This is a genomic window from Ruegeria sp. G5, assembly GCF_056533365.1.
Genome location: NZ_JBQFOK010000005.1, coordinates 188,794 through 202,182, shown reverse-complemented (window position 1 = coordinate 202,182; position 13,389 = coordinate 188,794). Strand labels below are relative to the sequence as shown.

Below are 13,389 nucleotides of genomic sequence, written 5' to 3'. Positions count from 1 at the left end.
TTTATTTGACGCGTTCGGGGCGCTGCCGCTAGGCTATACCCATGCGCGTTATTCTGTTGTGCCTGAGCCTGACGCTCACTGCCACCCCCTCTTGGTCGCAAGAGGCACTGGGGCTTGCCGCCCCGCCCGAGGTTACAGACTCTGGTCTGTTGCAACATATCCTTCCACGCTTCTCTCTCAAGACCGGGATACGCGTTATTGCCGATGAAACCGGTGTTTTGGTGCTGGAAAGTGGGCCACCCGGTGATCCGGTCTTTGCCCGGGACGGGGTGATCTACCACTTGCGGATCGGCGACGATGCGAAACACGAACGGTTCCGCGACTGGTTGCTGTCGGATATCGGAAAACGAACCGTCGAGGGATTCGCCCCTGAAAATGGCGCGCCCTTCTCGGCAGAGTTCGAAATCGCAGCGATACAGCAGGAAACCGTAATCGACGGCGATGCCCTGCGCGGTGAAGAGCTGTCGATGACCCACTGCGGACGCTGCCATGTAATCGGCCCCAAGAACCGCATGAACGGGCTGGGTTCGACGCCGTCCTTTGCCGTTCTGCGCGCGATGCCGGACTGGTCCGAACGGTTCGAGGCGTTCTTTGTCCTGAACCCGCACCCCGCCTTTACGCAGATCGACGGGCTGACGCTGCCGTTCGACCCCGAGCGCCCGTCGCCTATTCATCCCGTCGAGATGACGTTGGACGAATTGGACGCCATATTGGCTTTCGTCTCGGTCCTGAAGGCGGCCGACTTGGGCGCACCGCTGCAACTTCAGTGATCCTTCCGCTTTGAAAAGTAATCCTCGGTCGTGACGACCTTGGGTCGTGGGTTCGACTGGAAGGGATTGTCTTGTTGCTGGAACTGTACGTTGACACGGCAGTTGTCGCACATCTGGATCATTCGCGCCTTTTCCGAGGTCGCAAACATCGGATGCGCCCCCGACAGTTTCTCCATGATACGCTCCACGGTCGACTTTACGCCAAACAACGCCCCACATTCTACGCAGGCAAAGGGTTCTTCTTCGTTCAGTACCTGCTGAGACAAAGCGGCATCGCTCAGATCCAGTTGTGGGACCAGCGAAATGGCGTCTTCCGGGCAAATTGTGCTGCACATTCCGCATTGCAGACAAGCGTCCTGCTGAAAGTTCAGTTGCGGCTTGTCCGGATTGTCGATCAAGGCACCAGACGGGCACAAAGACACACAGCTGAGGCACAGCGTGCAGCTATCCTTATTTACGGCAACCGCCCCGTAGGGCGCGTTTTCAGGCAAAGGCAGCGGAGATTCGGCCCCCGGATTCAACGCCTGTGCCGCCAGTCGGGCAATCTGCCGTCGGTTTCCAAGCGGCAAAACTGGGTCCGCCAATGGTTGCGGCACGTCCTGTTCATATAGCAGGTCAGAAACCGCATCGGGATCAGCCTCGTCAATCAGGCCGACTTTTCCCACCCCGCAGATTGCTTGGGCAAGTTCCAGTTCCTTATCCAGCGCATCTCGTTCCGTCGTCGGGGACAAAAGCACATCCACCCGCGCGAAACCATGCGCAAGCGCTGCGAGCATTTCAGCGTGCCCAAATCCTGAGATTACTTCCAGCTCCAGCGGGATAACGTCTGCGGGCAGACCGCGCTCAAACCGCGCTGATAGCCGGATCATTTCAGCGCCATGTGCGTTGTGAACCAATAGCCGCGGAGCACTACCGCCAGCGCGCCGATAGGTACGCGCCAGAATATGCATTCGGGACAATAGCGCAGAAACCGGAGGGTCCTCGTAGGTGATCGCGGTCGATGGGCAGACCGCGGCACATTCCCCGCAACCAGCGCAGATCATCGGATCGATCGTCACATGTTCACCGGCGGGCGTAATCGCACCGGTCGGACAAATATCCAGACAATTCGTACACCCCACCTGCTCGGCCCGGGAATGGGCGCACAGCGATTCCTCCATCCGCACGTACAGAGGTTTCTCAAACGTGCCAACCAGTTGGGCAGCCTCAAAGGCCAACCGTTCAACCGCGAGCGCATCTTTGGGGTCTGCACGCAGATAGCCTTCGCGCTTGGCAGGGGCCTGAACAAACGCTGTGTCACCTGCGAGGTCTACGACAATGTCACAAGACGACTGAGCCCCGTCCTTCGGTTCCGACCACGCAAAAGCGCCACGTCCACCGGGCTCAAGCTGTTGCAGCCCGTCAAGCCGCATGGAAAACCCACCCAGCGCACCGGTAAGATTGCGGATTTTCCCGCGCACGACATCATAGGCACGCGACATAGGCTCAGCCGCATCGGTGCACAGGACCGTGACAGCCAGCGTCCCGGATAGTTTTTCAGCCAGGCCAAATGCAACCTCACCCGGGCCAATGATGAAACAAGTCCCTTCGCTGCACACATCTACACTGGGCGTAATGGGTTGCGGCAAAAGTGCCTCTGCCGTCAAAGCTGCCATTTTTTCTGCGACGTCATTGCCTTGTTCCGACCACCCTGCGCGGTCCCGCAAGTCGACAAATCCAGGCACGTCGACCTGCAATTCTTCAGCCAACGCCCGGAAAACATCCTGTTCCTGACCACATGCGATCACTGCATCGCCGTCCTGCAGCAGGGCTGCGGCGCTTTCCAGCTCGCGGGTGCAAAGCGCTGTGTGCACTTTTGAGCATGCCGTATCACAGGCCGAGGCTATCTTGTCTGCGTCAATAGATTGAGTCCCTGCGCAGTCACACAGCAATATCTTGGTGCTCATATCCCCTCCCCGGAAATCGCTCCATCCCTCAGCACATTAGGCTGTCGTCCCCAACCGGCAATGTAAAGACCCCGATTTTGGCCGAAAACTTACCCTTGGACGCGCAACCAAACCCTTATTTCACGGCGATCCACAAGCCCCCTCACGAATACGCTATCAACGTATACGACTAAGGTCGTAGTGTCCGGGCTTGGCTTTCTAGCAATTTGTGTACCATAGTGGACATGGGGAAGGCAGGGGAGAGCTTTCCGGGGAGGACTACGTGGCGAAGGCCGCTAACCAGATTGAAATGCCAATCGGCGTCGTCGTGCGCAAAACGCCTGGGGTAACCCGCTGGGCCAAATGGAACTGGCGTGCGGTTGCCGTTTTGCCGGGTGCCGCGCCTGCGGACTGGCTTGAGATGCGCCGCGAAGGTGAGGCCGTGGAGTATCACGCCGCGACCCTGCCGCTAAAGCTGTGGGCGGACGAAACCGAAGCTTATATGGTCAATTTGTCCGACGGACAGCCTTCGATCTATCTTGTTCTGCGCGATGCGCTGGATGGCGAGCGGCCCATGGATGCCGTTCTGGTAACCGCCTCACCTTACGAAGGTCAGGACTATGCCGATACCGGCGAGGAAATCGTCGAGAAAATCCCGATGACCGAAGGACTGATCGCCTGGGTTCGCGACTTTGCTTTGGAACACCATCGCGATGAGGTTTTCGTCAAACGCAAGCGGGACAAAAAGCGCACCGATCTGGTCGAGGACGGCAAAGGCGACTCCCGTATCCGGCAAGCCTCAGACGTCTACCGTGCGCCGCGTAGGATTATCCAATGACCGAAGCGCGCGATTTTTGGTCCCGCCGAAAGGCCGCTGTGCAAGCCGAGGCAGAAGCCGAAGTCATTGCGGCCGAGGAACAGGTAATCGCGGATCAGCGCGCAGAACTCGAAGAAAAAACGGATGCCGAAATCCTGGCCGAGTTGAACCTGCCCGATCCGGATGAGTTGCAGGCGGGTGACGACGTTTCAGGGTTCATGGCCAAGGCGGTTCCCGATCGTCTGCGCCGCCGCGCCCTGCGTCGGTTGTGGCGGCTTAACCCGGTACTGGCGAATGTCGACGGCTTGGTCGATTACGGCGAAGATTACACCGACGCCGCTTGCGTCATCGAAAACATCCAGACTGCGTATCAGGTTGGCAAAGGGATGCTGGCCCATGTCGAAGCCTTGGCTGCGCAAGCCGAGGATACCGAAGTAGACGAAGTCCAGCACGAAACCGAAACCGAGGTTGAAGAGCATCAACCTGAACCGGACGTAATCGAAGACCCGACCCCCGAACCATTCGAAATGGCGCAAACCGAAGAACCCGAAGAAGCAGAGCTTCCCCCTGCCCCGCGCCGTATGAAATTTGAATTTGAAGGATAACCTGATGACCGCAAGCGAAGCGCAACAAATCGATGTCTCGGCCGAGGATCGCCTGCGCGCGGATTTCTATAACTTTCTGGGTTTGCTGCTATCCGGCCCGCCCGATCAATTGCTTTTGGACCAGGTTGCGGGTCTGACTGGCGATGACACTGACCTTGGACAAGCTATCCAGGCAATGGCACGTGTCGCCAAAATCACCAAACCGGCTGCTGCCGAGCGTGAATTCAACGCGCTGTTCATTGGACTTGGACGCGGCGAGCTGCTGCCGTATGCCAGTTTCTATCTGACCGGATTCTTGAACGAAAAACCGCTGGCACAGCTGCGCAACGATATGGCTATTCGTGGCATCACACGCGCACCGAACGTGTTCGAACCCGAAGACAATATTGCCTCTTTGATGGAGATGATGGCCGGCATGATTGTTGGCCGCTTCGGTTCAGCCGCCGGGCTGGACGACCAAAAGGCGTTCTGGAGCAAACATATCGGTCCTTGGGCCACACATTTCTTTTCGGATTTGGAAGCCGCCGAAAGCTCGGTTCTCTATGCCTCGATCGGGACAGCCGGTCGCGTGTTCATGGAGATCGAGCGCGAGGCGTTCCGAATGACGACAGCGTGACGCGCTGTCATTCGCCAGCGCCCTTCGCGGGGCGTTAAACTGCAAATGGGAAAGGAGACACCCATGAGCAAGACCAAGGAAGAAGGCGCAACGCGCCGCGACTTCCTCAAACTGGCCGGAACCGCAGCACCCGCTGCTGTCGCCGCCGCCAGCCTGACCGGACAGGCCGAAGCAGCCGAGCTGCCTACGGACGAAACCCGGATGCAGGACACCGCGCACACGCGCGCATATCTCGACAGCGCCCGGTTCTAAGACCGGACGACGTCACCACCCGACTGACGGTTGCGATTGGCCCTGACGTCGGTTTTGGACAGTACCAAGCCAGCCGTGGCTGACACGGCGCGCAAGGGAGGAAAGTAATGCTTAGGAAAAAGACCAACGGGGTTGCGAGACGCCCCCAGCGGACAAGTATCCTGTCCCAGGTCGGCGAAAAAACCGTCGATCGCCGCGCATTTCTGCGTGGTTCGGGCCTGACGATCGGTGGCCTCGCCGCGATCAGCGCGACGGGTGGAACCGTAACGCAAGCCAGTGCCCAGACAGCGGCCAATCAGGCCGTGGAAAATATCAAGTCCGTATGTACCCACTGCTCGGTCGGTTGTACCGTCGTAGCCGAAGTGCAGAACGGTGTCTGGGTCGGGCAAGAACCCGGCTGGGACAGCCCGTTCAACCTGGGTGCACACTGCGCCAAGGGGGCCTCGGTCCGCGAGCACGCCCATGGCGAACGCCGCCTGAAATATCCGATGAAAAAGGAAGGCGGCGAGTGGAAACGCATCAGCTGGGAACAGGCGATCGACGAGATCGGCGACGGCATGATGAACATCCGCGAAGAATCCGGGCCGGACAGTGTTTACTGGCTGGGTTCCGCGAAACATAACAACGAACAGGCCTATCTGTTCCGCAAGTTCGCCGCCTACTGGGGCACGAACAACGTGGACCACCAGGCCCGTATCTGCCACTCGACCACTGTTGCGGGCGTTGCGAACACATGGGGCTACGGCGCCATGACCAACTCGTACAACGACATGCACAACAGCCGGGCCATCTTCATCATCGGTGGTAACCCGGCCGAGGCGCACCCCGTCTCGCTGCTGCATATCCTGCGCGCGAAAGAGCAGAACAATGCCCCTCTGATCGTCTGCGACCCGCGCTTTACGCGCACTGCGGCGCACGCGGATGAATATGTCCGCTTCCGCCCCGGTACCGACGTCGCACTGGTCTGGGGTATCCTGTGGCACATCTTCGACAACGGTTGGGAGGACAAAGAGTTCATCCGCACCCGTGTCTGGGGTATGGACCAGATCCGCGAAGAGGTTGCCAAGTGGAACCCCGACGAAGTTGAGCGCGTCACTGGCACCCCCGGCTCGCAGCTGCGCCGCGTTGCCCGGACGATGGTGAATAACCGTCCTGGCACCGTTGTTTGGTGCATGGGTGGTACACAGCACACCAACGGCAACAACAACACCCGCGCCTACTGCGTGCTTCAGCTTGCGCTGGGCAACATGGGCACTTCGGGTGGTGGCACCAACATCTTCCGTGGCCATGACAACGTGCAGGGCGCGACGGACCTTGGTGTTCTGTCCCACACCCTGCCTGGCTACTATGGCCTGTCCGCAGGTGCATGGGGTCACTGGAGCCGCGTCTGGGGCGAAGATCTGGATTGGCTGAAAGGTCAGTTCGCAACGATCAAGGACAAGGAAGGCAAGGACAAGCCGCTCATGAACGAGCGCGGCATCCCGGTCTCTCGTTGGATCGACGGTGTTCTGGAAGATCCTGCCAACATGGATCAGGACAATAACGTCCGCGCCATGGTTCTGTGGGGCCACGCGCCCAACTCGCAGACCCGGATGACGGAAATGAAGACGGCGATGGAGAAGCTGGACATGCTGGTCGTGATCGACCCGTATCCCACCGTCTCGGCCGTTCTGCATGACCGCACCGATGGCGTCTACCTGTTGCCCGCCTGTACGCAGTTCGAAACACGTGGCTCGGCCACGGCATCGAACCGGTCGCTGCAGTGGCGTGACAAGGTGGTTGATCCGCTGTTCGAAAGCTTGCCGGACGAGGTCATCATGGCCAAGTTCGCCAACAAGTTCGGCTGGGCAGATCGGTTCTTCCGCAATATCGAGATGGAAGACGCCGAAACCCCCAATGTTGAAAGCATCACGCGTGAATTCAACTCGGGCCTCTGGACTATCGGGTACACCGGTCAGTCGCCGGAACGTCTGAAAAGCCATATGGCCAACCAGCACACGTTCGACAGAACCACGCTGCAAGCCATTGGTGGACCCAACGACGGCGAATACTACGGCCTGCCGTGGCCCTGCTGGGGAACGCCTGAGATGGGTCATACGGGGACACCAAACCTCTATGACATGTCCAAGCCGGTGGCCGAAGGCGGCCTGACCTTCCGCGCCCGTTTCGGGGTGGAGCGTGATGGTGACAACCTGCTGGCCGAAGGGGTCTATAGCGTTGGATCGGAAATTCAGGATGGCTATCCCGAATTCACGATGCAGATGCTGATGGATCTTGGCTGGGATGGCGATCTGACAGCCGAGGAACGCGCGGCGATCGACGCTGTCGCGGGACCAGAGACCAACTGGAAAACCGACCTGTCCGGCGGTATCCAGCGGGTTGCGATCAAGCATGGCTGTGCGCCCTTCGGGAACGCAAAAGCCCGCGCGGTCGTCTGGACCTTCCCGGATCCGATCCCGCTGCACCGCGAGCCGCTCTATACGCCGCGTCGCGATCTGGTGGAGGACTATCCAACCTACGAGGACCGTCAGGCCTATCGCCTGCCAACCCTTTATGCTTCGATCCAGAAGAACGACTTTTCAAAGGATTACCCGATAATCCTAACGTCTGGTCGTCTGGTCGAATATGAAGGCGGCGGTGATGAGACGCGGTCGAACCCGTGGCTGGCCGAGCTGCAGCAGGACATGTTCGTCGAGATCAACCCCCGCGATGCCAACAACCTTGGTATTCGTGACGGGTCACAGGTCTGGGTCGAAGGTCCGGAAGGCGGCAAGGTCAAGGTGATGGCGATGCTGACCAACAGGGTCGGTGCCGGCGTAGCCTTCATGCCGTTCCACTTTGGCGGCCATTTCCAGGGCGATGATCTGCGGTCGAAATACCCCGCTGGTGCAGACCCCTATGTCTTGGGTGAAAGTTCCAACACCGCCCAGACCTATGGCTACGATTCAGTGACCCAGATGCAGGAGTCCAAGTGTACTCTCTGCAAGATCTGGGCAGCGTAAGGAGGAGAAGAGAAAATGGCAGCAAGAGCAAAGTTTCTCTGCGACGCCGAACGCTGCATCGAGTGCAATGCCTGCGTCACCGCGTGTAAGAACGAACACGAGGTGCCGTGGGGCGTGAACCGCCGCAGGGTGGTGACGATCAATGACGGCAACCCGGGCGAACGCTCGATCTCGGTGGCCTGTATGCATTGCTCGGATGCGCCCTGCATGGCGGTGTGCCCGGTCGACTGCTTCTATCAAAACGAAGAAGGTGTCGTCCTGCACTCCAAAGACCTGTGCATTGGTTGCGGTTATTGCTTTTACGCGTGCCCCTTCGGCGCGCCGCAATATCCGCAGGCGGGCAACTTCGGATCGCGCGGAAAGATGGACAAATGTACCTTCTGCGCCGGTGGCCCCGAGGAAACGCACTCGACCGCAGAGTTCGCCAAGTATGGTCGCAACCGGATCGCCGAGGGCAAACTGCCCATCTGCGCCGAGATGTGTTCCACCAAGGCCCTGCTTGCCGGTGACGGCGACGTGGTCTCGGCCATCTATCGCGAGCGCGTCGTCGCCCGCGGCTTTGGCTCGGGCGCGTGGGGTTGGGGCACAGCCTACGACCAGAAAGACGGCTAAGGTCTGACTAAAGCCTTACAGCCCCCTGCCCTTAGCCGGGGGCTGTTCCACTCTTGTCGGTGGCCGCTTGTCGGCCGCCGCATTTCCTGACCGTGGTGGAGCGAACATGACCGACGATGTCTACTGGCTGCTGAAGCTGGATCTGAACCCCGAAAAGCAGTCTGAGTTTGAGGGTCTGATGGCCGAAATGGTCGCCGCCACGCGCGAGGAAACGGGTGCCAAAAGCTATGAGTGGCACCAAAGCGACAACGCCATTCACATCTATGAACGTTACGCAAGTTCCGAAGATGCGATGATTCATATGCAAAATTTTGGGGCAAACTTCGCGGATCGGTTTATGTCTTTGCTTACGCCGGTCCAGTTTGATGTGTACGGCCCCGCGAAAGACGACCTCCAGGCGGCCCTGTCCCCTGTCGGAGCTGTCTTTCACACGCAAATCGGCGGCTTTGACCGCTGACACGACCAAGAATAGGGAAAGAACCCATGCGCCTGATCCATTTTTTGCTCGTTTCACTCTTTCTGACCGGGGCCGCATGGGCACAGGAAACGTCCGAGCCCGCAGCACCAGACCGGTCTGCAACAGGTGGCGCGACAACGCTTGAGGACATCCTCGCCCGCCAGCGCGGCGAAAAAGTGGACAACACGTATCGCTCGGAAAACACCGGTCAAGGCAATGTCGAAGGCCTGTTGGGTCAGTTCGGCACCCGAGGCGTCGCCTCGGACAGCGAGGTTTACCGCGCGCTTCGTTATGGGTCCGCTGACGTCACAGTATCCTCGCGCGGCCCGGCTGATAGCGTTCTTATCCAGGATGGCGGCATGTGGTGGTGGTCCTTCCGTACCGGCCCACTGCGCGAGTATGGCTCATACATCATCGCGGGAATGGCTGCGATCATTCTGCTTTTCTTCCTGATCCGCGGAAAGATCCGCATCGACGGTGAGAAAACCGGCCGCACGGTAACGCGCTTTAACGGAATTGAACGCTTTGGCCACTGGCTGTTTGCCGGGTCATTCCTGGTGCTTGGGATTACCGGGCTGCTTACCCTGTATGGTCGCGACTTTCTGATCCCTATCTTCGGGAAAGAAGGCTTCGCCACTATCGCACAGGGCTGCAAGTGGCTTCACAACAACCTCGCTTGGGCCTTTATGCTCGGGTTGATCATCATCACTGTTAACTGGATCGCCCACAATATCCCGAACCGAACTGACCTGAAATGGTTGGCTGCGGGCGGCGGGCTATTTACGAAAGGCAGCCATCCCCCGGCTAAGAAGTTTAACGCCGGACAAAAGGTAATCTTTTGGTCTTGTGTTCTGCTGGGTGTGTCCATCAGCCTGTCTGGGCTTTCGCTGCTGTTCCCGTTCGAGATGCCGTTGTTTGCCAAGACGTTCTCGATCGCGAACTCGACCGGCATTCCGCAAATGTTGGGTTTGAACCTGCCTGTGCAGATGTCCCCGCAAGAGGAAATGCAGTACGCGCAGGTTTGGCACGTGATGGTCGCGTATGTCTTCATCGCCATCATTATTGCGCATATCTACCTTGGCTCGGTTGGCATGGAAGGCGCGTTTGACGCCATGGGCACCGGTGAAGTCGAAGAGCAATGGGCGCGCGAACACCACTCGCTGTGGCTTGAGGAAGTCCAGGAAAAAGAGGCTGGCAAAGCTGCGGCCTCGCCCGCTGAATAAATGCGCGCCTTCGCGCTGGTTCTTGCCCTTTTGCCCCTGCCCGCCTGGGCCGAGTTCTTTACGCTCAAGGGGCATGGCGGTCCCATCATGGGTATCGCCTCTGCGCCAGACGGACGGATTGCGACGGCCAGCTTTGACAATTCGGTCGGCATCTGGTCCGACCAAATGCCCGAGTGGCTGGAAGGTCACGAAGCCGCCGTCAACAGCGTGGCCTTTAACGGTACCGCGATCTACTCCGCCGGGGATGACTTTACCCTGCGGCGCTGGCCCGGCGGCGAAGTCGTGGGCCGCCACAAAGGTAAGATCGTCAGTATTTCAGCGTCTAAAACCCATGTCGCTACAGCCAGTTGGGATGGCACGATTGGTGTTTGGCCGGTAGACGGCTCCGCTCCGCAGATACTTGGCCCGACAGGCAGCGGCGTGAACTCTGTCGTGTTTACACCGGACGGCAGGCAACTTTACTCGGCCGGTGTGGATGGAACTTTGCGGCTTTGGGATGTTGAAACAGGGCAAGAGACGTTGCGCATTGTCGAGCACGGCTTTGGTGTCAATGAACTGGTTCTGAATGCCCAAGACAACTGGATTGCGTACGGAGCGGTCGATGGCGTTACCCGCATTCGCGACCTGACCACGGGCGAGGAGCGGGATTTCACACTGGATCGCCGCCCTATTCTTGCTCTGGCGCTGAGCCCGGATCGCAGTCTGTTGGCTGTTGGTGATGGCGAAGGCTTTATTATGGTCATCGACACCAAGGAATGGCGCATCGCGCAAGACTTTCGCGCGACGCTGCGTGGGCCCGTGTGGGCGCTTGCCTTTTCACCGGACGGTCAAAACATCCATGCCGGTGGTATTGATGAGGCCATGTTCAGCTGGCCCGTCGACAGCCTGCGCGGTCAGGAACAGATGGCAGGTGCCGAACCAAGCTTTCTGAAAAACCCCAGCGAGATGAGCAACGGAGAACGCCAGTTCGCCCGTAAATGCTCGATCTGTCATAGCCTGACACCGGATGGTAAACGGCGCGCGGGCCCGACCCTGCACGGTGTATTTGGGCGAAAGGCCGGAACTCTGCCGGGATATTTTTTCTCGGATACCTTGCAAGACTCTGATATCATTTGGAATGATGAAACCATAAATACCCTTTTCGACGAAGGGCCAGACCACTACATTCCGGGGTCTAAGATGCCGATGCAACGGATAACGCAGGCCAGCGACAGGGACGATCTGATCGCCTTTCTGCGCCAGGCCACGGCACCGGAAAACTGAGCCGGAGGAAAACGATGAAAGCCTTTCTTGTCGCTGTCGCTGCGATGGTCGTTATTACCGTGGCTGCACCATATGTGCTGGGCCAGATCGGTTTCAGCGCGGCTGATGCAGGGACGGGTTCCGCCGTACGCCTCGACTGAATGAGCGAATACCTAACCACGAAAGAGCTTGCCGATCTGTTGCGCATCGGCGAGCGCAAAGCCTACGACCTTGCCTCGTCGGGCGAGGTTCCATGCGTGCGGGCGATGGGAAAACTACTGTTCCCGAGGGCTGAGATCATTGCCTGGCTCAACGCCTCGCGTTCCGGTCCGCAGGTGGCTGACCCCCCCCTGCCCCCGATCGTCGCTGGCAGTCACGATCCGTTACTGGATTGGGCGCTACGTGAAAGTGGATCCGGTTTGGCGACGTATTATGACGGGTCATTCGATGGTTTGAATCGTTTGAAAGATCGTACCGCGCAGGCAGCTGCCCTTCATATTCACGAAGAAGACGGTTTCAACGCCCGCGCTTTGCGCGACCAACTGGGCGAGGCACCTGTTGTTCTGTACGAAATTGCAAAACGCCAACGCGGGTTGCTGCTGGCCCCCGGTATTTCAGACATCAACACGTTCCGGGACTTGTCCGGGCGGCGTGTGATATTGCGCCAAAGCTCGGCAGCCAGCCAACGCTTGTTTGAGGCGCAGCTGCAGGCTCACGGTCTGTCGTACGAGGATCTCGATACTTTACCGACGTGCGCCCGTACCGAGGAAGAGTTGGCCATTGCCCTGCATGACGGCAAGGCAGATGCTGGTTTTGGACTTGGTGCCCTGGCCGGGTTGTACAATCTAGGGTTTGTCCCGACACATTCCGAGCGGCTGGACCTCGCGATCTGGCGCCGCGCGTACTTTGACGATCCTATGCTAAAGCTGCTGCAGTTCCTGCAATCCGACCGTTTTGCCAATCGGGCCGCTGAGTTTGGTGGATATGACCTGAAAGGTTTGGGTACAATCCATCACAACGGGGCCAGCGGCTAGATCACTTGGCATTGGGAAAGAACAACCGTTCTCCATCCAACTTGTACGATGCGATAGCCGCTTGCCCATCTGGGCCAGTTAGCCAATCGATGAAACGTTGCCCGGCCGCGGCACGCACGCGGGGATGTTTTTCAGGATTTACTAAGATTATACCGTACTGATTGAACAAACGAGGATCTCCCTCGACCAAAATCGCAAGATTCACCTTATTTCCAAAGGATTGCCACGTGGCACGATCCGTCAACGTATAAGCGTTCATACCGCTGGCAACATTCAGCGTAGCCCCCATGCCCGAGCCTGTTTCGCGGTACCATGTTCCGGACGCAGCCGTCGGATCTAAGTCAGCCGACGCCCAATGCTTCATTTCTGCTTTGTGCGTTCCGCTGTCATCCCCGCGCGATGCAAATGGGACTTCAGCCTCAGCGATTGCAGCAAGTGCCGCAATGATATCATCACCACCCTTTACCTTTGCCGGGTCCGAAGTAGGGCCGACCAGCACAAAATCGTTGTACATGACGTCAAATCGCTCAACGCCCCAGCCATCCGCAACAAATTGCTCTTCGGCAGGTTTTGCATGCACCAAAAGGACATCACCGTCACCGTTAACCGCATTCCGGATCGCTTGCCCCGTGCCCACAGCGACAACGCGAACGTCAATGCCAGTCTCAGCCTCGAACCCCGGCAAAATATAATCCAGCAGCCCTGAATTCTGCGTCGAGGTCGTGGACTGAACCACGATAAAGGGCGCTTCAGCAACGGCTGGGGCCGCCATCAATCCAAGCGATACCACAGCCATCCGAAGAAAAGTCCGGATCATTCAGATCTCCATCATTC

The 13,389-nt window shown here is 58.6% G+C and carries 14 protein-coding genes; 12 read left to right on the top strand and 2 right to left on the bottom strand.

Going from position 1 to position 13,389, the window contains the following annotated elements; genetic code table 11:
* The first annotated feature begins 41 nt into the window (after positions 1-41).
* Complete coding sequence (locus ACR0BD_RS11220; protein WP_480830457.1) at positions 42-770, top strand: c-type cytochrome; 729 nt, start codon at positions 42-44, stop codon at positions 768-770.
* On the opposite strand, the gene ACR0BD_RS11215 is transcribed toward ACR0BD_RS11220, so the two are convergent.
* Positions 764-2,716, bottom strand: coding sequence for a 4Fe-4S binding protein (locus ACR0BD_RS11215; RefSeq protein WP_480830455.1), 1,953 nt, complete (start codon positions 2,714-2,716; stop codon positions 764-766). The two genes, ACR0BD_RS11220 and ACR0BD_RS11215, sit on opposite strands and share 7 nt — an antisense overlap.
* A gap of 262 nt (positions 2,717-2,978) precedes the next feature.
* On the opposite strand from ACR0BD_RS11215, the gene ACR0BD_RS11210 reads away from it, so the two are divergent.
* The 11 genes from ACR0BD_RS11210 (at position 2,979) to ACR0BD_RS11160 (ending at position 12,555) form a co-directional block, all read left to right on the top strand.
* On the top strand, positions 2,979-3,533 hold the full coding sequence (locus ACR0BD_RS11210) for a DUF3305 domain-containing protein (protein ID WP_480697559.1): 555 nt from the start codon (positions 2,979-2,981) through the stop codon (positions 3,531-3,533).
* Positions 3,530-4,117, top strand: a complete 588-nt coding sequence (locus tag ACR0BD_RS11205; protein WP_480830453.1) for a DUF3306 domain-containing protein — start codon at positions 3,530-3,532, stop codon at positions 4,115-4,117. Before ACR0BD_RS11210 ends, ACR0BD_RS11205 begins: the two co-directional genes overlap by 4 nt.
* A gap of 4 nt (positions 4,118-4,121) precedes the next feature.
* A complete protein-coding gene (locus ACR0BD_RS11200; RefSeq protein WP_480830451.1) occupies positions 4,122-4,733 on the top strand; it encodes a TorD/DmsD family molecular chaperone in 612 nt (203 codons plus the stop codon).
* Between the two features lie 63 nt (positions 4,734-4,796).
* A complete protein-coding gene (locus ACR0BD_RS11195; protein ID WP_068334771.1) occupies positions 4,797-4,985 on the top strand; it encodes a ubiquinol-cytochrome c reductase iron-sulfur subunit N-terminal domain-containing protein in 189 nt (62 codons plus the stop codon).
* Between the two features lie 107 nt (positions 4,986-5,092).
* Entirely contained in the window at positions 5,093-7,987 is a 2,895-nt protein-coding gene (locus tag ACR0BD_RS11190; RefSeq protein WP_480697565.1) for a formate dehydrogenase subunit alpha, read from the top strand.
* 15 nt (positions 7,988-8,002) lie between these two features.
* The gene (gene fdh3B, locus ACR0BD_RS11185) at positions 8,003-8,599 is read left to right on the top strand and encodes a formate dehydrogenase FDH3 subunit beta (protein ID WP_480697567.1); all 597 of its coding nucleotides are present in this window, start codon (positions 8,003-8,005) and stop codon (positions 8,597-8,599) included.
* A gap of 106 nt (positions 8,600-8,705) precedes the next feature.
* Positions 8,706-9,056, top strand: a complete 351-nt coding sequence (locus tag ACR0BD_RS11180) for a putative quinol monooxygenase (RefSeq protein ID WP_480830448.1) — start codon at positions 8,706-8,708, stop codon at positions 9,054-9,056.
* Between the two features lie 26 nt (positions 9,057-9,082).
* Complete coding sequence (locus ACR0BD_RS11175) at positions 9,083-10,279, top strand: formate dehydrogenase subunit gamma (protein WP_480697571.1); 1,197 nt, start codon at positions 9,083-9,085, stop codon at positions 10,277-10,279.
* Complete coding sequence (locus tag ACR0BD_RS11170) at positions 10,280-11,542, top strand: c-type cytochrome (RefSeq protein ID WP_480830446.1); 1,263 nt, start codon at positions 10,280-10,282, stop codon at positions 11,540-11,542.
* A gap of 14 nt (positions 11,543-11,556) precedes the next feature.
* Positions 11,557-11,682 carry a hypothetical protein gene (locus ACR0BD_RS11165; protein ID WP_480697575.1) on the top strand — a complete coding sequence of 42 codons (126 nt, stop codon included), beginning with the start codon at positions 11,557-11,559 and terminating at the stop codon, positions 11,680-11,682.
* Entirely contained in the window at positions 11,683-12,555 is an 873-nt protein-coding gene (locus tag ACR0BD_RS11160; protein ID WP_480830444.1) for a substrate-binding domain-containing protein, read from the top strand.
* A 1-nt stretch (position 12,556) separates the two neighbouring features.
* Here ACR0BD_RS11160 and ACR0BD_RS11155 read toward each other — a convergent pair whose 3' ends face one another.
* Complete coding sequence (locus tag ACR0BD_RS11155; protein ID WP_480830442.1) at positions 12,557-13,372, bottom strand: ABC transporter substrate-binding protein; 816 nt, start codon at positions 13,370-13,372, stop codon at positions 12,557-12,559.
* Between the last annotated feature and the right edge of the window lie 17 nt (positions 13,373-13,389).

Bases quoted from the DNA above. Each gene is read 5' to 3' on its own strand.
- fdh3B (WP_480697567.1), top strand. From the start codon at position 8,003: ATGGCAGCAAGAGCAAAGTTTCTCTGCGACGCCGAACGCTGCATCGAG.
- ACR0BD_RS11220 (WP_480830457.1), top strand. From the start codon at position 42: ATGCGCGTTATTCTGTTGTGCCTGAGCCTGACGCTCACTGCCACCCCC.
- ACR0BD_RS11215 (WP_480830455.1), bottom strand. From the start codon at position 2,716: ATGAGCACCAAGATATTGCTGTGTGACTGCGCAGGGACTCAATCTATT.
- ACR0BD_RS11175 (WP_480697571.1), top strand. From the start codon at position 9,083: ATGCGCCTGATCCATTTTTTGCTCGTTTCACTCTTTCTGACCGGGGCC.
- ACR0BD_RS11170 (WP_480830446.1), top strand. From the start codon at position 10,280: ATGCGCGCCTTCGCGCTGGTTCTTGCCCTTTTGCCCCTGCCCGCCTGG.
- ACR0BD_RS11160 (WP_480830444.1), top strand. From the start codon at position 11,683: ATGAGCGAATACCTAACCACGAAAGAGCTTGCCGATCTGTTGCGCATC.
- ACR0BD_RS11165 (WP_480697575.1), top strand. From the start codon at position 11,557: ATGAAAGCCTTTCTTGTCGCTGTCGCTGCGATGGTCGTTATTACCGTG.
- ACR0BD_RS11155 (WP_480830442.1), bottom strand. From the start codon at position 13,372: ATGATCCGGACTTTTCTTCGGATGGCTGTGGTATCGCTTGGATTGATG.
- ACR0BD_RS11205 (WP_480830453.1), top strand. From the start codon at position 3,530: ATGACCGAAGCGCGCGATTTTTGGTCCCGCCGAAAGGCCGCTGTGCAA.
- ACR0BD_RS11200 (WP_480830451.1), top strand. From the start codon at position 4,122: ATGACCGCAAGCGAAGCGCAACAAATCGATGTCTCGGCCGAGGATCGC.
- ACR0BD_RS11190 (WP_480697565.1), top strand. From the start codon at position 5,093: ATGCTTAGGAAAAAGACCAACGGGGTTGCGAGACGCCCCCAGCGGACA.
- ACR0BD_RS11195 (WP_068334771.1), top strand. From the start codon at position 4,797: ATGAGCAAGACCAAGGAAGAAGGCGCAACGCGCCGCGACTTCCTCAAA.
- ACR0BD_RS11180 (WP_480830448.1), top strand. From the start codon at position 8,706: ATGACCGACGATGTCTACTGGCTGCTGAAGCTGGATCTGAACCCCGAA.